We start from the raw sequence: 22365 nt of genomic DNA on the forward strand, positions 1-22365 counted from the left end.
CAGCCTACGGCCGCGGTGGGACGTCCGGCCCGAGTCGGCGGTACATCACGTGCAGGCCCACCAGGCCGTACCGGCGGGAGTCGAACGCCTCCGGCACCGTCCCGATCACCGCGAAGCCCAGCCGCCGCCACAGCGCCACGGCGCCGGTGTTCGTCTCGACCACCGCGTTGAACTGCATACCGCGGTAGCCGGCCGCGCGGGCCCAGTCCAGCGCGTACTCGCCGAGCGCCCGACCGCACCCCCGGCCGCGGGCCGCGGGGTCGACCAGGAAACTCGCGGTGGCGACGTGCGCGCCGCGGCCGGGCCGGTTCGGCCCCATCTTCGCCGAGCCCAGCAGCGCCCCGCCGCGGTCGACGGCGACGACGGTGCGCCCGGGCGGCGCCTCGTACCAGATCGCCGCGCAGGCCGGCGCGTCCGCGGGGAATGCGTACGACTCGCCGTCGGCCACGATGTCGCGCAGCACCGGCCAGATGCGCGACCAGTCGTCGGCGGTGGCCTCACGGATCTCCATCGGGCCATCCCACCGGGCCGGCGCGGGGACGGCAACCGGTTTCACCCGCTCCCGCGACGACCGGCCCCGTCCCGTGACCCAGTCCTGGCCCCGCCCCGCCGCCCGGTCGCAGCCGGCCGGCGGGGCGGGCGCTCAGGGACTACGGGACCGGGATCACCGCGACCGTGTCCTCGGCGGCGCCGTCGACCACCCGCGCCTGCCGGGACACCACGAACGTGTCCGGGTCCGGGCCGCCGGTGACGCTGTCCTCGCCGGCCGGATCCACGATCGTGTCCCGGCCGGGGCCGCCCATCTCGATGTCGTTCTCCACCCCGCCCGTACCGCCGAACAGCCGGTCGTCACCGTCGCCGCCGATCACCCGGTCGGAGTCGCGGTCGCCGGAGACGATGTCGTTGCCGGTACCGCCGTCGACGCTGTCGTGCCCGTCGCCGCCGTACGCCAGGTCATTGCCCTCCCCGCCCTGGATCTGGTCGTGGCCGCCGAGGCCGCACAGGACGTCGGCGCCGCCCAGGCCGCGCAGTGTGTTCGCGCTGGCGTTGCCGACGATGACGTCGGTGTCGGCGTCGCCGGTCATCCCGGTGTACCCGACGCGGTAGTTGACCGGGAAGAACGTCGACCCGCCGTCCTCGTCGGTCAGCCGGATCAGCAGCTTGGCGACGCCCCGTGCCCCGGCGGCCGGGCGCAGCTCCAGCGACCGGCCGCGCGGCTCCCAGGCCGGCGCGGCGATGATCTGCGCGGTGACCAGCGCCGGGTCGCTGTTGCGGTAGATGTGGGCACGGACGGCGTAGCCGTGGGTGCGGTCGTCGTCGAACCGCATCAGGACCGACTGGCGGTCGGGCCGGCAGCTCGCCCCCGTGAGGGTCACCGTCGGTACCTGGTTGGCGGCGGCGTCGGCCATGGCGACGGGCGTGAGGGTCACGGCGGCGCCGACAACGACGACGGCGGTGACGGGGGCGAGGCGCATGGAGGCTCCTGACGGGCGGGGAACGTGGTGGGTCCCAGCCAACCAGGCATACCAAAAGCAATCAAACTAGGCTAAATCCACCTTTTGGTGGGAGGTCGTTACCGCTTCAGTCACACTTCTTCCATACAAGGTCGGCGGCCGACACCGTGGCCGTACCCGCGGCGAGATAGGCCACGGGCGTCGGCTCTCCGCCGCTGGCACCGCTGCTCGCGGCGAGGGTCACCCTGAGCTGGAGAGCGCGGGCCGCGCCGCATTCCGCGTACACGACGTTGGGGAACTCGTCGGTGACGCGCCACGCGCCGATGGTGTTCTTCACGTCGCTCGACAGCCGGGACGCGGTTCCGGCTCCCTGGTGTGACGCCTGGAGGGTGATTTTTCCGCCGCCGACCTGGTCCACGTCCGCGATGCCCTCGACCCTTGCGCGGCGCAGGCCGTAGGTCCATCCGGCGGGGTGGGTCACTTCGAGTGCGAGCTGGCAGTCTGCCGTCCGACGATCCGCGACCGACGCGCGCAGTTTCGTGAAGCCGGCGGTCAGCACCGCACCGTCGTCCGCGGTGGAGGTGCTCAGGGATCCTTTAGGGCAGCCGTTGCCGCCGTGCGCCAGTACCGCGAACGCGATCGGGCCGCCCGGAGCGACCGGTGCGGCGTGGGCCGCTCCCGGTGTCAGGATCGAGGCGCCGAGAACGGAGACCACCGTGGTCCTGAGTAGCATTTCTCCTCCTTCAGCCGTCGCTGTCCGCGCACGGTTGCAGCGAGAGGTACAGCCGGTCCTCGGCCGTTATCGCGATGTCGGATGGCTGGATGTTCTTGCCGCCGAGATGCAGCGCCTGGTCGACCATCAGCGTGGCCCCGTCCCCGCCGCACGGCGACAGCAGGGGGCGCCCGGTGGAGTCGGCGACCTCCCACAGGCCGTCGTCGGGCCCGCTGATCGTGCGCTCCGCGACCGTGAATTCGGTGTCACCGCTGAATCGGAAACTGAACTTGACCGTGGCGACGGCGCCCGGACCCAACGCGTGCCAACCGCGGTAATGGCCCCCGCGGACGGCGAGGCGGTTGCCTTTCGGGTAGCTGACCTTCAAGGCCAGCTTGCAGTCGCGCGTGCGTTCGGCGTCGGATGTCGGTGTGCGACTGGCGCGCAGCCGGTCGAACAACGTGGTGACCTCGCGCCCGTCCGGTGAGATGACCACCCGGGTGTCGTCCTTGCCGCACCCCGATCCGGCCATGCCGGAGAGGCCGACGGACAGATCACCGGCGGCCGTGGCCGGGGCTGCCCCGATCAGCAGTACGGGAAGAGCCATCAACGCATGGGCCGATCGGCGGGCGGCGCCAGGTATGCGTATCGTCACGGGTCGATTCCACCCCTTCAGCAGGCTGTCCAGTTCAGGTCGCCGGTGTCGAACCGAAGTTCGTCGATGTCGACGGAGGAGAGGGCGGTGTTGTCGTCCGCCGCGTTCACCGTCAGGGTCAGATACAGCTTGTCGTCTGTCGCCTCGCACCTGGACCAGGAGGTCTCCGTGCCGAACCGGGGCCGCGCGGTCCAGTCCCCGTGGCGCTTGCCGTGGAAGGTCGTCTTCACGACCGGCGCCATTCCGCCCCACTGGAAGAAGTACGCACTCATCACCGTGGCCGTGTCGCCACGCTCCAACCTGGTCGTGCCCTCCAGGGCGAACCGGTCGACCGCGAACCTCATCTTGTCCGGCCGATTCTGGAGCTGGAGGATCACGGTGCACGCGGCCCCGCCGTCACCGGTCTTCGACGTCATCGTGGTGAAGTCGAAATCCAGCCTCCTGCCGCCCATGCTCGACGTGTGGGTCGTACCCTGCTCGCAGTCGTTACTGAGACCGTGGACCCGGAACGTGACCGGGCCGGCGGGCGCGGGGGTGATGCCGGTCCGGTCGGCGCGGACGGGGCCGGCGGATGCCGGGGATCCCGCCAACGCGACCGCGACGCCCGCCAGCGCCGCCAGGGAGCGCACTCCTGCCATCTACTTTCGACCTCCACACGGTTCGGCGATCATCTGGATCCGGGTCGCGCCCTGCACGTCATTGACGAAGTTGTCCATCCGGACCCTACTGGGCCTCGTGCCGGCCCCGCGGGTGAGCTGTAGGTCGATGGATACCTGCATCACCAGGCTCTGGTCCCGCTGGGCGCACGGGAGGAGCGTGTCCCTCAGGGTTCCGTCCACGTCCCAGCGGCTGAGGTCCAGCGGTCCGTTCAGGACTTTGCGTGCCTCCATCTTCACCGGGTTCCGGAAACCGAGATACTTGACCGTCCCCAGCGCGACGGCCTGGTCGCCGTCCCACAGGTGCGCAGTGCCCACCAGATAGCTCTTGCTGATCTCCAGGTCGTGTCCGGGCGCGATGCGGAGCGGGACATCGATGTTGCAACTGGCGGTGACGAAGTCGTCCGGTGTCCGGGAAAGGGCCTCGAAGCCCACGAAGCCGATGGCGAGCAGTTGCCTGGGCTCCTCCAGGACCACGCTGACCGAGCGGTCCTTGCCCTCGGGGGTCCGCCCGGTGCAGTCGGCCCCCCAGACCCGGGGTGCCCCGAGGGTGACAGGTCGCTCGTTGGTCGGCCGGGCGGCCGTCCCGATGAGGGCGGGCGGTGCGCCCGCGGCCGCCTCCGGCAGCGCGCTAGCGGCCACCGCGGCGGCGATCAGCAGCGCTGACCACAGACGCCGGGCTCGCGCCCGTCTGATCCCCACGGATCAGCACCGTTCCGTCATGAGGTCGAGGTTGATCGCCCCGCGCAGGGTGTGCTCGATGCTGTCGAGGTGGATGGCGGTCTCGTCGCCCTCGTAGTTCTCGCTCTGGATCTGGGTGTGGATCGAGACGACGACCTGGGTCTCCTTGCAGGTGTTGTAGTCGGTCTGGACGTCGCCTTTCTCGGCGAAGGTCTTCAGGATCCCTGCGTGGTCGACGAACTTCTTGTCCACGCGGTACACCGGCGCCCGCGAGAGGCCGTGGAAGCGGACCTCGCCGAGAAGGTGGGCGGTGTCCAGGCGGCCCATCGTGGTCTTGCCCGCGAAGATGGTGTCGGTGACCTTCAGGCGGAACCCGGGAGCGAGGAACACCGGCACCATGACCTCGCACGCCGCGTTGACGATGTCACCCCGGCGCTCGGCGATCGCCTCGAACCCGCTGAACGTCACCGAGAACCGCTTGTTCGGTACGTCGTAGACCGGTGCCGGGGGTCCGTTGCGCGTACAGTCCGCCCCCACCACGGTCGCCGTGCCGAACCGTAGTCCGTCGCCGGCCCGCGCCGCGGCGGCGGGGCCGGCAACCGCGGCGAGAACGCCCAGCGCGGCGGCCAGGGCCACCGCGCTGGTGCCGACGCCGCCCGCGCGCCGCGCGGTCCCTGGCAGGCTCAGCATGTCTTCCACTCCAGGTGGTACTTCGTGCTCGCCTGGTGGTCCTGGGAGACCATCGATATCTCGCCGCGCTCGCGGGCGGGGCCCGGGGTGATGTGCAGCGCCTGGTCGATCACGAATGTCTGCCGGCCGCCGCACGGCGCAAAGACCACCCGACCGACGCGTTTGTCCACCTGGAAAGGGTCAAGGAGCGGTCCCTTGTACGTCTCCTCGACGAAGGAGTGGTCCTGCTCGCCGGTGAAGCGGTAGGTCGCCTTGAACATCGCGCTGCTCTGCGGCTCCATGTTGAGGTAGCCGCGGTAGATGCTGTCGACGACGGCGAAGGTGAGACCTTTCGGGTAGGTGACCCGGAAGATGATTTTGCAGTCCCGCGAGCGGTGGTTCGGCTCCCCCGGGACCGCGGGCGCGTACGCCTTGAAGTCGTCGAAGAGGAGGCTGACGACCTTCTTGTCCGGTGAGGTGAAGTCGGTGGTGTTGCCGCGGTTGCAGCCGTTGCCCGCGAAGTTGACCAGATCGATCTCGATCTCGTCGGCCCGCGGGGCGCGCGTCGCGGCCGAGGAGCTGGTGGCCCCGGCTAGCGCGGCGCTGGCGCCGAGCAGGACGATCGCCGTTCTGGTGACAGTGCGCATCGTTCACTCCGGTCCTGGGGTGCGCGGGTCGTCATGAGTCGTGCGCCGCGACCTCCGCACTCCGGCGGTCGCGGCGCACGGCGGCATGACTGTCAGCACGGCTTCCAGTTGAGCAGGACCTTGGTCGATACGTCGACGCTCATGCTGTCGAGGTTGATCGTGGCGGACGCGCCCTGCGTGCCCAGCGTGTGCCGGGTCGCGAGGTAGCGCCTCTCCTTGCAGGGCGCCTCGTGGGTGACATCGGCCTCGTGGTTCTCCTGGAACGTGCCCTCGCGCGGCCCGGAGTAGGTCTTCTTCAGCTCGGAGTACCGGGAGTCGCCCTGGAAGTAGTACTGGTTCACCATCTGGGCGCTGGAGCCCGCGCCGACGTCGGTGTAGCCGCGGTACTGCGCGCCGATGAGGCTGTAGCTCCAGCCGGCGGGGTACTCCAGCAGGAAGTTGACCTGGCAGTCCTTGGACCGGACGCCCGAGGTGCTGGCCGCGAAGTCGCTGAAGATGATGTCGACGGCCTGGTTCGAGTTGGACATGACGACCGACGTCCCGTTGCGGGGGCAGCCGTTTCCGCCGAACTTCACGTCGGTCACCTTGACCGTCGGCGGGCCGGGTACGGCGACCTGGGCGGCGGCCGGGACGGCGGTGAGGGCGGTGGTCACCGCCACTGCGGCGAGCGCGCCTGACATGAGTGCGGAGGTGATGCGCATGTTGTCCCCCATGGGTCGGTACACGGACGTCCGATGTGGATCGCCGCCGTAACGATAGGGGGCGGGGCAAAAAGCTGGCTACGTCTGGAATGTGTCAGCAATCTGACACATTTCGCGCTGCCCGTGCGTCAACCTGGGACGGGTCAGCGGGGGTAGGCCACGCCGGTCGCGGCGTGGCAGCGGTACCCGTGCGGGTTCTTCGCGGCCGACAGGTACTGCTGGTGGGAGTCCTCGGCGTAGTAGAACTCGCGCAGGGGCGCGATCTCCGTGGTGATCTCGCCCCAGCCGGCCGCGCGGACCGCGGGCGCGTACCGGTCCCGGGTGCGCGCCGCCGCCGCGGCCTGGGCGTCCGTCGTCCAGAAGACCGCGGACCGGTACTGCGAGCCGATGTCGTTGCCCTGCCGGTCGCCCTGGGTCGGGTCGTGGTTCTCCCAGAACAGCCGCAGCAGGTCCTCGTACGGGACGACGGCGGGGTCGTGGACAACCTGGACCACCTCGGCGTGCCCGGTGCGCCCGGTGCAGGTCTGCTCGTACGTCGGGTGCGGCACGTCGCCCCCGGCGTAGCCGACAGCCGTGCTGTACACGCCGGGGACCTGCCAGAACAGCTCCTCGGCGCCCCAGAAGCAGCCCATGCCGAAGACGGCGACCCCGTACCCGGCGGGCCACGGACCCACCATCGGGGCATCCAGAACCAGGTGGCGGCCGGCGACGGGCACGGGGGTCTGCCGGTTGGGGGGCGGCGTGCGTCCGAACATGATCGTTCCTCTCCGTCGCGCTCCATTCTGCGCGACCGCGGGCGTGATCCGCACGGGTCGGAGAGTGTCGCCGCTCACCCTGGCGGTATCGTACAAGAGCCATTGCACAAGAACTCTTGTTGAATTAGCCTCGACCCATGAGCGACATCCGACTCACCGACTCCGCGACCATGTGGGCGCTCGCCCACCCCACCCGCCTGCGCCTGCTCGGCGAGCTGCGCGCCCGGGGGCCGGCGACGGTCGGCCGGCTCGCCACCCGGACCGGCCAGGCCGTCGGTTCCGTCAGCTACCACCTGCGCACCCTGGCCGCTCACGGTCTGGTCACCGAGGCCGCCGGCCACGCCCGCGACCGGCGGGAGCGCTGGTGGCAGGCCGCGCACGAGACGACCAGCTTCGCGCCGGCCGACGTGCGCGGCGACCCCGAGGGGGAGGCGGCCATGGCCGCCCTGCGGCGCAGCATCATCCACGGGTACGCCCGCGGCCTGGAGCGGGCGCTCGACCAGGAGCGGCACCTGCCCCCGGAGTGGGTCGCGGCGACCGGCGGCGGCGACGAGCTGCTGCACCTCACCGTCGAGGAGGCCGCCGAGCTGCGCGCCGAGCTGGAGGCGACGGCCGCCCGCTGGCACGCCCGGGGCGCGGCCGGCCGGCCCGGGGCGGAGCCCGTCTGGTTCATCTACCAGGCCGTCCGGCGGGAGCCGACCCCGTCGCCCGCGGCGGACGGGAGCACGGCGCCGTGAGTGCCGCGGTCGCCGCCCCGCCGGCCGCCCGGCGCCGGGTGCCGCTGTACGCCCTGGTCGCCGCCAGCGCCGTCTCGCTCACCGGCAACATGGTCACCCTCGTCGCGCTGCCGATCTATGTCCTGACCGAGACCGGCTCGGCCGCCCGCACCGGCCTGGTCGGCGCCTTCGCCTTCGCCCCGATGGTGATCGGCGGCGCCCTCGGCGGCGTGGTGGTGGACCGGATCGGGCCGCGCCGCGCCAGCGTCCTCGCCGACGCGGTGTCCGGGGCGACCATGCTGGCCATCCCGCTGTGCGCGCTGGCGGGCGCGCTGCCGCTGTGGCTGCTGCTGGGGCTGGTCTTCGCCAGCGGCGTCCTGGACAGCCCCGGCCAGAGCGCCCGGATGGTGCTCGTCCCCGAGGCCGCCGCGCTGGCCGGCGTCCCGGTGGAGCGCGGCGTCGCCCTGATGGGCGCGGTCGAGCGCGGCGCGCGGCTCGTGGGCGCCCCGCTGGCCGGGCTGCTCGTCGGTCTCCTGGGCGGCGTGAACGCACTGTTCGTGGACGCGGCGACCTTCGCCGTCTCGGCGCTGATCGTCGGGCTCCTCGTCCCGCGGGCGCTGCGGCCGGCGGCCGAGGCGGACCACACCCCCGGCCAGGGGTACTGGCAGGACTTCCGCGCGGGGCTGCGGTTCGTGGCCCGGGACCCGCTGCTGCGGGCGATCGTCCTGATGGTGGTGGTGACCAACGTCTTCGACGCCGCCAAGGTCAGTGTGCTGCTGCCCGTGGTGGCCGAGGACCGGCTGGGCGGCGCCGCGGCCTTCGGGCTGCTCGTCGGCGCGCTGGGCGGCGGCGCGCTGGTCGGGTCGCTGGCCTTCGCCGCCGTCGGGCACCGGCTGCCCCGGCGGGTGACCCTCGTGGCGGCGTTCCTGACCTGCGGACCGGCGCCGCTGCTGGCGCTGGCCACCGGCTGGCCGCTGCCGGTCCTGCTCGGGGTGTACCTGGTCTGCGGCCTGGGGGCCGGGCTGATCAACCCGATCCTGGAGACGGCGGAGCTGCGGCGGGTGCCGCCGGCGCTGCGGGCGCGCGTCGTCGGCGCGACCACGGCCGGCTGCTGGGCGGCGATGCCGCTGGGGGCGCTGGGCGCCGGGGTGGCGGTCACCGCGTTCGGAACGACGCCGGTGCTGGTGGCGGTCGGGGTGGCGTACCTCCTGGCCTCCCTCGCCCCGCTGGTCGGCCGCGGCTGGGACGAGATCGACCGATGACCCGCGACCGCCGGTCCGGTCCGGCGGCTCTGGCGGCTCAGGCCAGGGCGTGCCGGATGCGTGCGGCGCAGGCGCGGGCGGCGTCCGGGTCGGGGTAGCGGGTGCGGGGCCAGAAGAAGCCGCGCAGGCCGTCGCCCTTCGTCCGGGGTACCACGTGGGTGTGCAGGTGCGGCACGGACTGGGAGACCCGGTTGTTCATGGCGACGAAGGTGCCGCCCGCGCCGAGTCCCGACTCCACCGCCGCCGCGACCCGCTGGACGAGCGCGAAGTACGGGCCGAGGTCGGCGACCGGCACGTCGGTGAGGACCACCAGGTGCGGCCGGGGTACGACGAGCACGTGCCCGGGGAACACCGGCCGCACGTCCAGGAACGCCACGCCGGCCGGCTCGTCGGCCACCACGTCGGCGGGCGCCGCCCCGGCGACGACGGCGCAGAACACACAGTCACCCACGAACGCGCACCCTAGCCCTGCCGGCCGCCCGCGGCCGCGCGGCGCGGCGGGTCCGCGGCCGCATCGTGTACGGCGGGCCGGCCCGGGGACTAGCCTCGACGCATGACGTACGGCTTCGAGACCCTCGCGATCCACGCCGGCCAGGCGCCCGACCCGCGCACCGGGGCGGTGATCCCGCCGATCTTCCAGACCTCCACCTACGTGCAGGACGGCGTCGGCCGCCCGCGCCAGGGGTACGAGTACAGCCGGTCGGCGAACCCCACCCGCGACGCGCTCCAGGAGTGCCTCGCCGCGCTGGAGGGCGGCGCCCGGGCACTGGCCTTCGCCAGCGGCCTCGCCGCCGAGGACACCCTGCTGCGCAGCGTCTGCCGGCCCGGCGACCACGTGGTCATCCCCGACGACGCCTACGGCGGCACCTACCGGCTGGTCGCCCGCGTCTGCGAGCAGTGGGGACTGGACTGGACCGCCGCCGACATCACCGACGTCGGGGCCGTCCGCGCGGCCATCACCGCGCACACCCGGGTGGTCTGGCTGGAGACGCCGACCAACCCGCTGCTGAACATCGCCGACATCGGGGCGGTGGCGCAGCTCGCCCACGAGCGCGAGGCGCTGTGCGTCGTGGACAACACCTTCGCCTCGCCGTACCTCCAGCAGCCGCTGGCCCTCGGCGCCGACGTGGTCGTCCACTCGACGACGAAGTACCTGGGCGGCCACTCCGACGTCGTCGGCGGCGCGCTGGTCTTCGGCGACGCCGAGCTGGGGGAGCAGGTGGCGTTCCACCAGAACGCGATGGGCGCGGTCAACGGCCCCTTCGACGCCTGGCTGACGCTGCGCGGGATCAAGACCCTCGGCGTGCGGATGGACCGGCACTGCGACAACGCCGAGCGGGTCGCCGAGTTCCTCGCCGGCCACGCCGCCGTCACCGAGGTGATCTACCCCGGACTGGCCAGCCACGCCGGGCACGAGCTGGCCGGCAAGCAGATGCGGCGGTACGGCGGGATGGTCTCCTTCCGCACCGGCAGCGAGGAGCGGGCGGTCGCGGCCTGCGAGCGGACCAAGGTCTTCCTGCTGGCCGAGTCCCTGGGCGGGATCGAGTCGCTGATCGAGCACCCCGGTCGGATGACCCACCTGAGCACGGCGGGGTCGCCTCTTGAAGTACCGGCTGATCTCGTGCGACTGTCGGTCGGCATCGAGCACATCGACGATCTCGTCGCCGATCTGGCCGAGGCGCTTTCCTGACCGACGCGCCCGGACGTCCCCCGAGTGAACAGGCAGGGCAGCATGGCGGAGTTCGGGTCACCCCGGGTGGGGGCGACCGCCAAGGAGATCGCCCGCGCCGTGCGGCGGGGTGACGCGTCGGCCACCCGGGTCGTCGCCGACCACCTCGACCACCTCGGCCGGGCCGACTCCGTGGTCTCGGCGTTCCGGGTGGTCCGGGCCGCCGCGGCCGCCGCGGAGGCGGAGAAGGTCGACCAGCAGCCCGACCTGGGCAACCTGCCGCTGGCCGGCGTGCCGGTGGCGGTCAAGGACAACACGGCCGTGGCCGGGGTGGTCACCGGCAACGGCTCCCGGGCCGCCGCGGCGGGCGTCGCCGACGCCGACGACGAGGTGGTCCGGCGGCTGCGGGGCGCCGGGGCGGTCATCGTGGGTACCACCCGGATGCCGGAGCTGGGGCTGTGGGCGGTCACCGACTCCGACGACGCCGCGGTCCGCAATCCGTGGCGCACCGACCGCACCGCGGGCGGCTCCTCCGGCGGCGCCGCCGCGGCGGTGGCCGCGGGGATCGTGCCGCTGGCCCAGGGCAACGACGGGCTCGGCTCGGTGCGGATCCCCGCCGCCTGCTGCGGCGTCGTGGGCGTCAAGCCCGGCCACGGGGTGCTGCCCGCGCGGGAGGACGACGCCTGGTACGGCCTGGTCGAGCACGGCGTGCTCGCCACCACGGTCGCCGACGCGGCCCTCGGGCTGGACGTGCTCAGCGGCGCCCGGCCGACCCCGCTGCGCCAGCCCGGCCGGCTGCGGGTGGCGGTGTCGATGCGCGCCCCGGCGGTCGGGGTGTGGCCGGACGCCGGCAACCGGACGGCCCTGGCCGACGCCGCGCGGGCACTGGTCGATGCCGGCCACGACACCGCGCTGGCCGACCCGCCGTACCCCGGCAGCCTGCGCACCGGCGCGCTGTGGACCGCCGTCGCGCACCGCGCCGTCGCCGCGCTCGGCGTCGCGCCCGCCCACCTCCAGCCGCGCAGCCGCTGGCACGCGGCCGTCGGCGGGGTGCTGGAGCGCTGGGGGCTGGCCGGGGAGGACGCGCAGCGGCGCTGGCGGGTCGGGGCCGCCGACTTCTTCGGCGGCGGGTTCGACATCCTGCTGACGCCGGTGCTGGCCGGCAGCCCGCCCCCGGCCGCCGGCTGGGCCGGGCGGTCCTGGCTGGCCAACGTGGCCGCGAGCGCGCGGCTGGCCCCGTACCCCGGGGTCTGGAACGTCGCCGGCCTACCGGCGCTCAGCGTCCCCGTCGGGATCCGCCCGGACGGAATTCCGGGCGCCGTCCAGCTCGTCGGACCGGCCGGCAGCGAGCGCACCCTGCTCGCCGTCGCCGGCCAGTTGGAGCTGCTGCGGCCCTGGCGGCGGCACGCCCCGACCTTCCCGCGGACGGACGCCCGCCTGGCCGGCCCCTGACCGCGCCGCCGTTCGGCCCACGGCGGGCGCGCCGGGCGTCCGGTGGGCCAACCGGGCGTGTCGTGGCAAGATTCGGCGCATGTCAGATCTGGTCACGCTCGCGGAGGTCGAGGCCGCGGCGAAGTTGCTCGTCGGCGTGGTGCGCGACACGCCGCTGGAGCACAGCTCGCCGCTGTCCGAGGCCGTCGGCGGCCCAGTCTGGCTCAAGTGCGAGAACCTGCAGCGCGCCGGCTCCTACAAGGTGCGCGGGGCGTACAACCGGATCGCCGGGCTCAGCGCGGCCGAGCGGGAGCGCGGCGTGGTCGCGGCGAGCGCCGGCAACCACGCCCAGGGGGTGGCGCTGGCCGCGGGCCTGCTGGGTACCACGGCGACGGTGTTCATGCCGACGGGCGCGCCGCTGCCGAAGGTCGCGGCCACCCGGGCGTACGGCGCGCGGGTGGAGCTGGTCGGCGACACGGTGGACGACGCGCTGGCCGCCGCGGTGTCGTTCGCCGCCCGCCGCGGCGCGGTCTTCATCCACCCCTTCGACCACCGGGACGTGATCGCCGGCCAGGGCACGGTCGCCCTGGAGATCCTGGCCGCCCGGCCCGAGGTCCGGACGATCGTCACCTCCGTCGGCGGCGGCGGGCTGGTCTCCGGGGTCGCGGTGGCGGCCAAGGCGCTGCGGCCGGACATCACGGTGATCGGCGTCCAGGCCGAAGGGGCGGCGGCGTTCCCGCCCTCGCTGAAGGCGGGCGCCCCCGTGCGGCTGCCCGGCATCCACACGATCGCCGACGGCATCGCCGTCGGCCAGCCGGGCCGGCTGACGTACGCGCACGTCGACGAACTGGTCGACGACATCGTGACGGTCAGCGACGAGGACATCTCCCGCGCGCTGCTGATGCTGCTGGAGCGGGCGAAGCTGGCCGCGGAGCCGGCCGGCGCGGCCGCCGCGGCGGCACTGCTGACCGGCCGGGTGCGCGTGGACTCCCCGACCGTGGCGGTCCTGTCCGGCGGCAACATCGACCCGCTGCTCATGGTGAAGCTGATCGAGCACGGCCTCACGGCCGCGGGCCGGTACCTGCGGATCACGATCCGCTGCGCCGACCGGCCGGGCCAGCTCGCCTCGATGCTGGGCCTGGTCTGCGGCACCCGGGCCAACGTCGCCGACATCGAGCACCGCCGGCACGACCCGCGCCTGTCCTTCGGCGAGGTCGAGGTGGTGCTGTCGGTGGAGACCCGCGGGGCCGAGCACTCGGCGGAGCTGATCGCGCTGCTGCGCGCCGCCGGCTACGACGTCACGCCGCACACCGAGGCGACCGCGAGCTGAGCCGCGGGGGGACCGTGAGCTGAGCCGCCGAGGCGGGTGGACCGGAAGCTCAGCCGGCGAGGCGGCCGGGAGCTGGGCCGCGGCGCGGCCCCGGGCTCAGCCGCTGAAGGGCGCGAACTCCAGGACGGTCACCGCGACGGCGGCGCCGCTGGGCGCGGTGTACGACACGGTCTGGCCCTTGGTGGCGCCGACGATCGCCTGGCCGAGCGCGGACTCCGGGCTGTAGACGGTGTGCTCCGTGGACGAGCTGATCTCGCGGGACCCCAGGACGAACGTCTCGGTGTCGGACTTGTCCTCGTCGAAGTGGATGGTGACCAACATGCCCGGGCCGACCGCGTCGGCGGACGGCACCTCGCCGACCCTGGCCGTGCGCAGCAGCTCCTGGAGGTACCGGATCTGGCCCTCCTGCTTGCCCTGCTCCTCGCGCGCGGCGTGGTACCCGCCGTTCTCGCGCAGGTCGCCCTCCTCGCGGCGGGCGTTGATCTCCGCGGCGATGGCCGGCCGGTTGGCGATGAGCTCGTCCAGCTCGGCCTGGAGGCGGTCGTAGGCGTCCTGCGAGAGCCAGGCAGCATTGTCGGGCTTGGTCACGGACGTCTCCTCTGATCGGCGGGCAGCCTCTGATCGGCGGGCAGGGACTCGGGGGTCGGGCTGTCCACGCGGGCCGGGTGTGTCGCCGGACCGGAAGCGTCATGCGACGTGTCCGGCGACGGAATTCGGACTAACGGCGTAGAATCCCCGAGTCTACCAGCGGGTTTCGATTCACGCCGGTCGGCAGCGGAGCACTTCGCCGACGAACGGGCGCCCCGTCGTGCGCAGCACGTACCGCTGCACAGGCGCCCCGGCCGGTACCGCGGCGTCGGCGCGCCCGACGACCGTACCGTCGCGGGACCGCGCGCGCACCGCGCAGACCGCCCCGGCACCGGAGCGCAGGTGGACCCGGTAGTGGATGGTGATGCTGGTGTCCGTGGCGTCGGTGTACGAGATCACCTGCGGGGTGAACGCCGGGTCGCCGAACTCCCGGTAGCCCCGCACCGCCAGCGCCACCCCGGCCGCGACCACGCAGGCGAGCCCCGCGGCCACCCACGGCGACCGGCGGACGTGGCGCGCCTCACGTCGGCGGCCGTACCGCCCGGGTGGGAATACCGGGGCGGGCGGGGCGTTGGAGCCGGTGGTGTCGGTCACCGTGGTTATCCTCCGCGGCATCGGAAACGGGACGGATCGGAGTACGGGACGGATCGGGGCCGATCCTGCCGGTCGGCGGCCAGCCGCCGGAAAGCGGGTCCCCGGATCCGGTCCGACGACCATGATGGCACCGAAGACGATCAGCGACGAAGGAGAGCCGGTGGCCGAGCGACTACGGCTGATGGCGGTGCACGCGCACCCGGACGACGAATCCAGCAAGGGCGCCGCCACCATGGCGCGCTATGTCCAGGAAGGGGTCGACGTCCTCGTCGTGACCTGCACCGGCGGGGAGCGCGGGAGCGTCCTGAACGCCAAGCTGGACACCCCCGAGGTGCGCGCGAACATCACCGAGATCCGCCGCGCGGAGATGGACCGCGCGCGCGACATCCTCGGGGTGCGGCAGGAGTGGCTCGGCTTCGTCGACTCCGGCCTGCCCGAGGGCGACCCGCTGCCGCCGCTGCCCGACGGCTGCTTCGCGCTGGTGGACACCCAGGCCGCCGCGGGCCGGCTGGTCGAGCTGATCCGCCGCGAGCGGCCGCACGTCATCCTCACCTACGACGAGGAGGGCGGCTACCCGCACCCGGACCACATCATGACCCACAAGATCAGCTACGTGGCGTTCGAGGCGGCGGGCGACCCGGAGCAGTTCCCGGAGGCCGGGCCGGTCTGGCAGCCGTCGAAGCTGTACTACCACCACACCTTCACCCGCGTGAAGATCACCGCCCTGCACGAGGGCATGATCGCCGAGGGGCTGGAGTCGCCGTACGGCGAGATGCTGGAGAAGTGGCTGACCCCCGAACGGGACAAGGGCCACCGCATCACCACCCGGGTCGAGTGCGGCAAGTACTTCGAGGTGCGCGACGACGCGCTGCGCGCCCACGCCACCCAGGTCGACCCGGACGGCATGTGGTTCCGGGCGCCGATGGAGGTGCAGCGCCGCTACTGGGCGACCGAGGACTACGAGCTGGCCCTCACCCGGATCGACAGTCCGCTGCCGGAGGACGACCTGTTCGCCGGCCTGCGCTGAGCGCCCGCCCCGACGCCCCTGCGCCCGCCGCGCGGGGGTGTCGGCGTACGGTGGGGCGGAAGGAAGGAGGGCCGCCATGACCGGTACCCCCGGCATCGCCCCCGCCGCCGCGACCGCCCCCGCCGCCGCGACCGTCGGCGTCGCGGTCGCCACCCCGGCCCCGCGGCCGCAGGTGAACAACTTCGGCGACACCCGCTCCGGCGGGCTGGCCGGCCCGATCGGCCTGCTCATCGTCGTCCTCCTCGCCGTCGCCACCGTCCTGCTGGTCCGCAACATGAACGGCCGGCTGCGCCGGCTGCCGCGCGAGTTCGGCGAGGCCCGACCCGTCCCGGGCGCACCGCCGACTGTGGAGTGAGTTACTCCGGGGTGCCTCTGTTGTCGGAAACCTGATTGGCTTAGCCTTCCGGCGGGGAGGGAACTGTCCTCCGATCCGGACTCGGAAGGAGGCACCGGCCACTGGCCGCGGCATCCGGCGCCACGCCGGCCGCCGCCACCGTAGGGCCGGGCGGTCGCGATGGTGCTGATCGGCGGAGCGGTCGTAGCGGCGTGCGCCGCCGTTGCCGCGTGCCTCACGCATCCGGCCGGCGCCGCCCTGCCGCTGTGGGAGCTGGCGCTGGTACTCGCCTTCACCGGCGCCGCGCAGGCCAGCGCGCTGCGGCTGCGGGTCGGCCCCGCGACCGTGACCGTGGGCTGGGTCGAGGCCGTCGTCGTCATCGGGCTGCACCTGCTGCCCTGGGGCTGGCTCGTCTTCGCCGTCGCCGCCGGGGCGGCCGCCGGCAGCGGGCTGCGCACGCTCGGCGGGCCGCGCGGATCCCCGGCCGGCCGGCCGGCCGCCGCGCTGGTGCTGGCCACCGCCGCCGTCGCGGCCGGCTACGCATTGGTGGCCGCGCACCTGGGCCGCGGCTGGTCGCCCGCCCGCGTGGCGGTACTGCTGGCCGCGGGCGTCCTGCTGCACCTCGCCGGCACCGCCGTCGCCGTCGCCGGCACCACCGGGCGGACGGGCCGGCGGCTGGTCGTCCTGACCGGCCGGGCGTGGCGGGCGACCGGGCCGGTGACCACCTGCGGTACCGCGCTGGCCGTCGGCGCGCTGGCCGTGGGGGCGGCGCAGCCGCAGTGGCTGGTGCTGCTGCCGCCGGTGGTGATCCTGCTGCACCAGACGTACGCCCACCGGCTGCGGGCCGCCGACGAGCGGCGGTCCTGGCAGGCGCTGGCCGAGGCCGCCGGCCGGCTGACCTCGGCCGACGAGCCCAGCGTGGCCCGCGCCGGTGTCCGCGGCGCCCGGGACGTGTTCGGCGCCCGGTGGGTCGAGCTGGACGTCGCCCGGCCGTACGGGCTGCGGCGCCGGTACATCGCCGGCCACCAGCCGCCGGACCCGTTCCGCACCGCCGCCATCGTCCGCCCGCTGGGCGGGGCCGGCGGCGAGATCGCCCAGCTCCGCATCCACCGCGACGGCCCGGCGCCCTCGGCCCGCGAGGAGCTGATGCTGCGGGCGTACGGCGACGCGCTCGCCGCGGCCCTCCAGCACGCCGCCACCCACCGGCAGCTACGCCTGGCCGAGGAGCGGTCGAGCTACGCCGCCGACCACGACCCGCTCACCGGTCTGATCAACCGCAGCGCGCTGCTCGCCGACGGCGACAGCGCGCTGCGCCGCCTCCCGGTCGACCAGTCGGTCGGGCTGCTGCTGCTGGACGTCAACGACTTCCACGACGTCAACGACGCCCTCGGCCACCGGGCCGGCGACGAGCTGCTGCGCCTGGTCGCCAGCCGGCTGCGGGACCTGACCCGCCCCGGCGAGCTGGTCGCCCGGCTCGGCGGGGACGAGTTCGCCCTGCTGGTCGCCCCGGGACCCGGCGTGCCGCCGACGGCGCTGCGCCGCCGCGCCGCCGACGGCGAGCGGGGCGCGCCGCGGGCGGCGACCCTGGAGCGGGCGCGCCAGATCGCCGAGCAGCTCGCCGTGCCGCTGGAGGTGGCCGGGGTGACGCTGTCGGTCGAGGCGGCCGTCGGGGTGGTGCTGGCCCCGGCCGGTACCGCGACGATGTGCGAGCTGGTCCGGCGGGCCGACCGGGCGATGCACCAGGCCAAGGCGGCCGGGGGCGGGATCGCCTGGTACGACAGTGCCCGCGACGCCGCCAGCACCGACCAGCTCGCCCTGCTGGCCGAGCTGCGCGATGCGCTCCAGGTCGACGACCAGCTCGTCCTGGCGCTCCAGCCGGCCGTCGACCTGTCCACCGGCGCCGCCACCGGGGTCGAGGCGCTGATCCGCTGGCGGCACCCGCGGCGGGGGATGCTGCCGCCCGACGAGTTCGTGCCGGTGGTCGAGGGCAGTGACCTGCTCGCCGACTTCACCCGGTACGTCGTCGACCGGGCGCTGGTCACCGCCGCGGAGTGGGCCTGCCACGGCGTACACCTGCCCATCTCGGTCAACATCTCCGCCCGCAGCCTGCTCGACCCCGGCCTGCCCGCCGACGTCGCCGAGCTGCTGCGCCGGCACGCCATGCCCGCCCGGCGGCTGGTCCTGGAGATCACCGAGACCGTGGTGATGAGCGAGCTGGAGATCATCGACGAGGTGCTGGGCGGGCTGCGGGCGCTCGGCGTGGGCCTGGCCGTGGACGACTTCGGCACCGGGTTCTCGTCGCTGACCTTCCTCACCCGGATCGCCGTGGACGAGCTGAAGGTGGACCGCGAGTTCGTGGCCGGAATGGTCGACTCGCCGGAGGCCGCCGCGATCGTCCGGGCCACCGTCGAGCTGGCGCGGCAGCTCGGGCTGCGGGTGGTCGCCGAGGGCGTGGAGACCGCCGACCAGCGGGCGGCGCTGGTGGAGCTGGGCTGTACGACGGCGCAGGGGTACCACTTCTTCCGCCCGATGCCGCCGGACAAGGTGCTGACCGTCCTGCGGTCGCTGCGCGACCGGGCCCAGGCCCGGATCCTGCCCCTGCGCGACGCCGGCGCCTCCTGAGCGCGGCACCGCGGCGGGGGTCCGGGGGCTAGGCTCGGAGTATGAACCGGCTCGGCGCGGCGACCTCCCCGTACCTGCTCCAGCACGCGGACAACCCGGTCGCCTGGTGGCCCTGGGGCGCCGAGGCGTTCGCGGAGGCCCGCCGGCGCGACGTCCCGGTGCTGATCTCGATCGGGTACGCGGCCTGCCACTGGTGCCACGTGATGGCGCACGAGTCGTTCGAGGACGACGGGATCGGCGCGCTGCTCGACGGCGGGTTCGTGGCGGTCAAGGTCGACCGCGAGGAGCACCCGGACGTCGACGCCGTGTACATGACCGCCACCCAGGCGATGACCGGCCAGGGCGGCTGGCCGATGACGGTGTTCGCCACCCCGGACGGGCAGCCGTTCTTCTGCGGCACGTACCTCCCGCGGGAGCAGTTCGCCCAGCTCCTCACCGCGATCGGCCAGGCGTGGCAGGACCAGCGGGAGGCGGTCCTCGCCCAGGGCGCCGCGCTGGTCGAGGCCGTCGCGGGCGCCCAGGCGGTCGCCGGCCGGCCGCAGCCGCTGACCGCCGACCTGCTGGACGGGGCCGTGGCCACGCTCGCCGGCCAGTACGACCGGGTGCGCGGCGGGTTCGGCGGCGCGCCGAAGTTCCCGCCCTCCATGGACCTCCCGTTCCTGATCCGGCACCACCAGCGCACGGGCAGCGCCGAGGCGCTGGAGATGGTCCGGCACACCGCCGAGTCGATGGCCCGCGGGGGGCTGTACGACCAGCTCGGCGGCGGGTTCGCCCGGTACAGCGTCGACGCCGCGTGGACGGTGCCGCACTTCGAGAAGATGCTGTACGACAACGCGCTGCTGCTGCGGGCGTACACCCAGCTCTGGCGGGTCGGCGGCGACCCGCTGGCCGCCCGGGTCGCCCACGAGACGGCCACCTTCCTGCGCCGCGACCTGGGGACCGCGGCCGGCGGGTTCGCCTCCGCGCTGGACGCCGACACCGACGGCGTCGAGGGCCTGACGTACGCGTGGACGCCGCGGCAGCTCGTCGAGGCCCTCGGCGAGGACGACGGCGCGTGGGCGGCGGACCTGTTCGGGGTGACGGCGGAGGGCACCTTCGAGGGCGGTACCAGCGTCCTGCGGCTCGCCCGCGACATCGACGACGCCCACCCGGACCTCCTCGGGCGGTGGACGCGGGTGCGCGACGGGCTGCTGTCGGTCCGCGCCCGCCGGCCGCAGCCGGCCCGCGACGACAAGGTGGTCGCCGCGTGGAACGGGCTCGTCGTGACGGCGCTGGCCGAGTACGCGATGCTCGGGCTGCCCGAGGCGGCCGACGCGGCGGACGCCGCCGTGGCGGCCGGCCGGCTGCTGGCCGGCACGCACCTGGTCGACGGGCGGCTGCGCCGGGTGTCGCGCGACGGCGTGGTCGGCGCGCCCGCCGGGGTGCTGGAGGACTACGGCTGCGTCGCCGAGGGGTTCGCCGCGCTGCACCAGCTCACCGCGGACGGGGCCTGGCTGACCCGCGCCGGCACGCTGCTGGACGCCGCGCTCACCCACTTCGCCGGCAAGGACGGCCACTACTTCGACACCGCGGACGACGCCGATGCGCTCATCACCCGCCCGGCCGACCCGACGGACAACGCCACGCCGTCGGGGCTGTCGTCGCTGTGCGCGGCGCTCGTGGCGTACGCGGCGCTGACCGGCCGGACCCGCTACCGGGAGGCCGCCGAGGCGGCGCTGGCGACGGTCGCCCCGGCGGTGGCGCGGCACCCGCGCGCGACCGGGTACAGCGCCGCGACGGGCGAGGCCCTGCTCGCGGGGCCGGTGGAGATCGCGGTGGCCCTGCCTACCCCGGCCGGCCGGTCCGGCGCCGAACTGGCGGCGGCGGCCCGCCGGCACGCCCCGCCGGGCGCCGTCGTCGTCGCCGGCCCGCCCGACGCCCCCGGCGTCCCCCTCCTGGCCGGGCGCCCGCTGGTGGACGGCGCCCCCACGGCGTACGTCTGCCGCGCCTTCACCTGCGCCGCCCCGGTGACCACCCCCGACGCCCTCGCCGCCAGCCTCGCCCCGCCCGCGACCTGACCCGCGCCTGGCCGGGACCTGACCTGTGCCCGGCTGCGACCTGGTCCGCGCGCGGCCGCGACCTGGCCTGCGGCGGGCCGTCGCGGGCGGTCAGGCCGTCGGCGGGAGCGCGGTCGGGCCTCGTCTAAGGTGTGCGGTGAGATGGATACGCGTACCGGACTTCCCGTGGTCGGCATGGTGGGCGGCGGGCAGCTCGCCCGGATGACCCACCAGGCGGCGATCGCCCTCGGACAATCACTCAAGGTGCTCGCCGCGTCACCCGAGGACGGGGCGGCCCGGGTGGCGGCCGACGTGGAGATCGGTGCGCACACCGACCTCGCCGCGCTGCGGACGTTCGCCAAGGGCTGCGACGTCGTGACGTTCGACCACGAGCACGTGCCGGGCGAGCACATCCGCGCGCTGGCCGCCGAGGGCATCACCGTGTACCCGCCCGCCGACGCCCTCCACTTCGCCCAGGACAAGCAGGCCATGCGCGAGCGCCTGGCCGACCTCGGCGCACCGGCGCCCCGCTGGGCGCCCGTGCACACCGCCGCCGACGTGGCCGCCTTCGCCGCCGAGGTCGGCTGGCCGGTGGTCGCCAAGGCCACCCGCGGCGGGTACGACGGCAAGGGCGTCTGGGTCCTGCCCGACGCCGCGGCGGCCGGCGCGCTCGTCGCCACCGGTACGGCGCTGATCGTCGAGGAGCGGATGCCGCTGCGCCGCGAGCTGGCGGTCATGGTGGCCCGGTCCCCGCACGGCCAGGTGGCGGCGTACCCCGTCGTGGAGACCGTCCAGCGCGACGGCGTCTGCGTCGAGGTGGTCGCCCCGGCGCCGGACCTGCCGCAGGAGCGGGCGGTCGCCGCGCAGCGGCTGGCGATCGACGTCGCCGGGGCGCTGGGTGTGGTCGGGGTGCTGGCGGTGGAGCTGTTCGAGACGGCCGACGGCCTGTACGTCAACGAGCTGGCGATGCGGCCGCACAACTCCGGCCACTGGTCGATCGAGGGCTCCCGCACCTCGCAGTTCGAGCAGCACCTGCGCGCCGTCCTCGACTACCCGATGGGCGACACCGCGCTGACCGCGCCGGTGGTCGTCATGGCCAACGTGCTCGGCGGCCCGGACGGCGGCCGGTCCATCGACGAGCGGCTGCACCACCTGTTCGCCGCGGACCCGGGCGCGAAGGTCCACCTGTACGGCAAGGGGGTCCGCCCCGGTCGCAAGATCGGGCACGTGACGGTCCTCGGCGACGACCTGGCAACGGTCCGGGCGCGGGCCGCCCGGGCCGCCCGATGGCTTCAGGAGGGGACGGCATGACCGTCGTCGGCGTGATCATGGGTAGCGACTCCGACTGGGCCACCATGCGGGCGGCCGCGGCGGCGCTGGACGAGTTCGGCGTGCCGCACGAGGTGCGGGTGGTCTCGGCCCACCGGACGCCCAACCTGATGGTCGAGTACGCGACCGCGGCGGCCGGCCGGGGGCTGCGGGTCCTCATCGCCGGGGCCGGCGGCGCGGCGGCCCTGCCGGGCATGGTCGCAAGCTGCACCCCCCTGCCGGTGGTGGGCGTACCGGTGCCGCTCAAGCACCTCGACGGCATGGACTCGCTGATGTCCATCGTCCAGATGCCCGCCGGGATCCCGGTGGCGACGGTGTCGATCGGCGGCGCCCGCAACGCCGGCCTGCTCGCGGTCAGGATGCTCGCCTCGGGCGAGGGCCCGGAGGCGGCGCGGCTGCGCGAGGCCATGGCGGCCTACCAGCGGGAACTCGTCGACCTGGTCGCCGCCAAGGAGGCGGCCCTGCACGCCTCCCTCGCCGGCTGACCTCCCCACCGG

Annotated in this window: 24 protein-coding genes; 11 read left to right on the forward strand and 13 right to left on the reverse strand. The window is 74.5% G+C overall.

From position 1 onward, the window contains the following. Positions 1-4: 4 nt before the first annotated feature. The 10 genes from IEY75_RS02055 to msrA all read right to left on the reverse strand — a co-directional run bounded on the left by IEY75_RS02055 (position 5) and on the right by msrA (position 6930). The gene (locus tag IEY75_RS02055) at positions 5-511 is read right to left on the reverse strand and encodes a GNAT family N-acetyltransferase (protein ID WP_189112407.1); all 507 of its coding nucleotides are present in this window, start codon (positions 509-511) and stop codon (positions 5-7) included. A gap of 139 nt (positions 512-650) precedes the next feature. Continuing rightward, entirely contained in the window at positions 651-1475 is an 825-nt protein-coding gene (locus tag IEY75_RS21385) for a calcium-binding protein (RefSeq protein WP_189112408.1), read from the reverse strand. Positions 1476-1581: 106 nt separating this feature from the next. Next, positions 1582-2187 carry a DUF4360 domain-containing protein gene (locus IEY75_RS02065; RefSeq protein ID WP_189112409.1) on the reverse strand — a complete coding sequence of 202 codons (606 nt, stop codon included), beginning with the start codon at positions 2185-2187 and terminating at the stop codon, positions 1582-1584. Positions 2188-2197: 10 nt separating this feature from the next. Beyond that, on the reverse strand, positions 2198-2773 hold the full coding sequence (locus IEY75_RS02070) for a DUF4360 domain-containing protein (protein WP_189112410.1): 576 nt from the start codon (positions 2771-2773) through the stop codon (positions 2198-2200). A gap of 65 nt (positions 2774-2838) precedes the next feature. Further along, entirely contained in the window at positions 2839-3459 is a 621-nt protein-coding gene (locus tag IEY75_RS02075; RefSeq protein ID WP_189112411.1) for a DUF4360 domain-containing protein, read from the reverse strand. Then, the gene (locus tag IEY75_RS02080; RefSeq protein ID WP_189112412.1) at positions 3460-4179 is read right to left on the reverse strand and encodes a DUF4360 domain-containing protein; all 720 of its coding nucleotides are present in this window, start codon (positions 4177-4179) and stop codon (positions 3460-3462) included. 3 nt (positions 4180-4182) lie between these two features. Next, positions 4183-4848 (reverse strand): hypothetical protein, encoded by a 666-nt coding sequence (locus IEY75_RS02085; protein ID WP_189112413.1) that lies wholly within the window; start codon positions 4846-4848, stop codon positions 4183-4185. Further along, positions 4842-5474 carry a DUF4360 domain-containing protein gene (locus IEY75_RS02090; RefSeq protein ID WP_189112414.1) on the reverse strand — a complete coding sequence of 211 codons (633 nt, stop codon included), beginning with the start codon at positions 5472-5474 and terminating at the stop codon, positions 4842-4844. Before IEY75_RS02090 ends, IEY75_RS02085 begins: the two co-directional genes overlap by 7 nt. Positions 5475-5566: 92 nt before the next feature. Then, positions 5567-6175, reverse strand: coding sequence for a DUF4360 domain-containing protein (locus tag IEY75_RS02095; protein ID WP_189112415.1), 609 nt, complete (start codon positions 6173-6175; stop codon positions 5567-5569). Between the two features lie 143 nt (positions 6176-6318). Next, complete coding sequence (msrA, locus tag IEY75_RS02100) at positions 6319-6930, reverse strand: peptide-methionine (S)-S-oxide reductase MsrA (protein WP_189112416.1); 612 nt, start codon at positions 6928-6930, stop codon at positions 6319-6321. 137 nt (positions 6931-7067) lie between these two features. On the opposite strand from msrA, the gene IEY75_RS02105 reads away from it, so the two are divergent. Beyond that, positions 7068-7667: an ArsR/SmtB family transcription factor gene (locus IEY75_RS02105; RefSeq protein WP_189112417.1), complete on the forward strand. Its 600-nt coding sequence runs from the start codon at positions 7068-7070 to the stop codon at positions 7665-7667. Then, entirely contained in the window at positions 7664-8908 is a 1245-nt protein-coding gene (locus IEY75_RS02110) for an MFS transporter (RefSeq protein ID WP_229789272.1), read from the forward strand. The genes IEY75_RS02105 and IEY75_RS02110 overlap by 4 nt, the downstream gene beginning before the upstream one ends. A gap of 37 nt (positions 8909-8945) precedes the next feature. Here the strand turns inward: IEY75_RS02110 and IEY75_RS02115 are convergent, their stop codons facing one another. After that, the gene (locus IEY75_RS02115; RefSeq protein WP_189112418.1) at positions 8946-9359 is read right to left on the reverse strand and encodes an HIT family protein; all 414 of its coding nucleotides are present in this window, start codon (positions 9357-9359) and stop codon (positions 8946-8948) included. A 102-nt stretch (positions 9360-9461) separates the two neighbouring features. On the opposite strand from IEY75_RS02115, the gene IEY75_RS02120 reads away from it, so the two are divergent. From IEY75_RS02120 to ilvA, 3 genes are all read left to right on the forward strand, one after another. Continuing rightward, positions 9462-10598 (forward strand): cystathionine gamma-synthase, encoded by a 1137-nt coding sequence (locus IEY75_RS02120; RefSeq protein WP_189112419.1) that lies wholly within the window; start codon positions 9462-9464, stop codon positions 10596-10598. A 42-nt stretch (positions 10599-10640) separates the two neighbouring features. After that, positions 10641-12029, forward strand: coding sequence for an amidase (locus tag IEY75_RS02125; protein ID WP_189112420.1), 1389 nt, complete (start codon positions 10641-10643; stop codon positions 12027-12029). A 79-nt stretch (positions 12030-12108) separates the two neighbouring features. Next, complete coding sequence (gene ilvA / locus IEY75_RS02130; RefSeq protein ID WP_189112421.1) at positions 12109-13338, forward strand: threonine ammonia-lyase; 1230 nt, start codon at positions 12109-12111, stop codon at positions 13336-13338. 96 nt (positions 13339-13434) lie between these two features. Here ilvA and greA read toward each other — a convergent pair whose 3' ends face one another. Both greA and IEY75_RS02140 read right to left on the reverse strand, forming a co-directional pair. Next, positions 13435-13926 (reverse strand): transcription elongation factor GreA, encoded by a 492-nt coding sequence (gene greA, locus IEY75_RS02135; protein ID WP_189112422.1) that lies wholly within the window; start codon positions 13924-13926, stop codon positions 13435-13437. Between the two features lie 171 nt (positions 13927-14097). Next, the gene (locus IEY75_RS02140; protein WP_189112423.1) at positions 14098-14520 is read right to left on the reverse strand and encodes a DUF4307 domain-containing protein; all 423 of its coding nucleotides are present in this window, start codon (positions 14518-14520) and stop codon (positions 14098-14100) included. A gap of 160 nt (positions 14521-14680) precedes the next feature. Between IEY75_RS02140 and mca the strand changes: the two genes are divergently transcribed. The 6 genes from mca (at position 14681) to purE (ending at position 22353) form a co-directional block, all read left to right on the forward strand. Next, the gene (gene mca / locus IEY75_RS02145; protein WP_189112424.1) at positions 14681-15547 is read left to right on the forward strand and encodes a mycothiol conjugate amidase Mca; all 867 of its coding nucleotides are present in this window, start codon (positions 14681-14683) and stop codon (positions 15545-15547) included. Between the two features lie 76 nt (positions 15548-15623). Next, positions 15624-15902 (forward strand): hypothetical protein, encoded by a 279-nt coding sequence (locus tag IEY75_RS02150; RefSeq protein ID WP_229789305.1) that lies wholly within the window; start codon positions 15624-15626, stop codon positions 15900-15902. 159 nt (positions 15903-16061) lie between these two features. Next, positions 16062-18503: a putative bifunctional diguanylate cyclase/phosphodiesterase gene (locus tag IEY75_RS02155; protein ID WP_189112425.1), complete on the forward strand. Its 2442-nt coding sequence runs from the start codon at positions 16062-16064 to the stop codon at positions 18501-18503. Between the two features lie 41 nt (positions 18504-18544). Then, positions 18545-20560 carry a thioredoxin domain-containing protein gene (locus IEY75_RS02160; RefSeq protein ID WP_189112426.1) on the forward strand — a complete coding sequence of 672 codons (2016 nt, stop codon included), beginning with the start codon at positions 18545-18547 and terminating at the stop codon, positions 20558-20560. 141 nt (positions 20561-20701) lie between these two features. Beyond that, the gene (locus IEY75_RS02165; RefSeq protein ID WP_189112427.1) at positions 20702-21850 is read left to right on the forward strand and encodes a 5-(carboxyamino)imidazole ribonucleotide synthase; all 1149 of its coding nucleotides are present in this window, start codon (positions 20702-20704) and stop codon (positions 21848-21850) included. Further along, positions 21847-22353, forward strand: a complete 507-nt coding sequence (gene purE / locus IEY75_RS02170; RefSeq protein WP_189112428.1) for a 5-(carboxyamino)imidazole ribonucleotide mutase — start codon at positions 21847-21849, stop codon at positions 22351-22353. Before IEY75_RS02165 ends, purE begins: the two co-directional genes overlap by 4 nt. The last annotated feature ends 12 nt before the right edge of the window (positions 22354-22365 follow it).

The sequence above is a fragment of the Pilimelia terevasa genome (assembly GCF_014647915.1).
GTDB classification, from domain to species: Bacteria; Actinomycetota; Actinomycetes; order Mycobacteriales; family Micromonosporaceae; genus Pilimelia; species Pilimelia terevasa.

What these genes read in the sequence shown, in the direction of transcription:
- IEY75_RS02055 (WP_189112407.1), bottom strand. Translation starts at nt 511, where the DNA reads ATGGAGATCCGTGAGGCCACCGCCGACGACTGGTCGCGCATCTGGCCG.
- IEY75_RS21385 (WP_189112408.1), bottom strand. Translation starts at nt 1,475, where the DNA reads ATGCGCCTCGCCCCCGTCACCGCCGTCGTCGTTGTCGGCGCCGCCGTG.
- IEY75_RS02065 (WP_189112409.1), bottom strand. Translation starts at nt 2,187, where the DNA reads ATGCTACTCAGGACCACGGTGGTCTCCGTTCTCGGCGCCTCGATCCTG.
- IEY75_RS02070 (WP_189112410.1), bottom strand. Translation starts at nt 2,773, where the DNA reads ATGGCTCTTCCCGTACTGCTGATCGGGGCAGCCCCGGCCACGGCCGCC.
- IEY75_RS02075 (WP_189112411.1), bottom strand. Translation starts at nt 3,459, where the DNA reads ATGGCAGGAGTGCGCTCCCTGGCGGCGCTGGCGGGCGTCGCGGTCGCG.
- IEY75_RS02085 (WP_189112413.1), bottom strand. Translation starts at nt 4,848, where the DNA reads ATGCTGAGCCTGCCAGGGACCGCGCGGCGCGCGGGCGGCGTCGGCACC.
- IEY75_RS02090 (WP_189112414.1), bottom strand. Translation starts at nt 5,474, where the DNA reads ATGCGCACTGTCACCAGAACGGCGATCGTCCTGCTCGGCGCCAGCGCC.
- IEY75_RS02095 (WP_189112415.1), bottom strand. Translation starts at nt 6,175, where the DNA reads ATGCGCATCACCTCCGCACTCATGTCAGGCGCGCTCGCCGCAGTGGCG.
- msrA (WP_189112416.1), bottom strand. Translation starts at nt 6,930, where the DNA reads ATGTTCGGACGCACGCCGCCCCCCAACCGGCAGACCCCCGTGCCCGTC.
- IEY75_RS02105 (WP_189112417.1), top strand. Translation starts at nt 7,068, where the DNA reads ATGAGCGACATCCGACTCACCGACTCCGCGACCATGTGGGCGCTCGCC.
- IEY75_RS02120 (WP_189112419.1), top strand. Translation starts at nt 9,462, where the DNA reads ATGACGTACGGCTTCGAGACCCTCGCGATCCACGCCGGCCAGGCGCCC.
- IEY75_RS02125 (WP_189112420.1), top strand. Translation starts at nt 10,641, where the DNA reads ATGGCGGAGTTCGGGTCACCCCGGGTGGGGGCGACCGCCAAGGAGATC.
- ilvA (WP_189112421.1), top strand. Translation starts at nt 12,109, where the DNA reads ATGTCAGATCTGGTCACGCTCGCGGAGGTCGAGGCCGCGGCGAAGTTG.
- IEY75_RS02150 (WP_229789305.1), top strand. Translation starts at nt 15,624, where the DNA reads ATGACCGGTACCCCCGGCATCGCCCCCGCCGCCGCGACCGCCCCCGCC.
- IEY75_RS02155 (WP_189112425.1), top strand. Translation starts at nt 16,062, where the DNA reads ATGGTGCTGATCGGCGGAGCGGTCGTAGCGGCGTGCGCCGCCGTTGCC.
- IEY75_RS02160 (WP_189112426.1), top strand. Translation starts at nt 18,545, where the DNA reads ATGAACCGGCTCGGCGCGGCGACCTCCCCGTACCTGCTCCAGCACGCG.
- IEY75_RS02165 (WP_189112427.1), top strand. Translation starts at nt 20,702, where the DNA reads ATGGATACGCGTACCGGACTTCCCGTGGTCGGCATGGTGGGCGGCGGG.
- purE (WP_189112428.1), top strand. Translation starts at nt 21,847, where the DNA reads ATGACCGTCGTCGGCGTGATCATGGGTAGCGACTCCGACTGGGCCACC.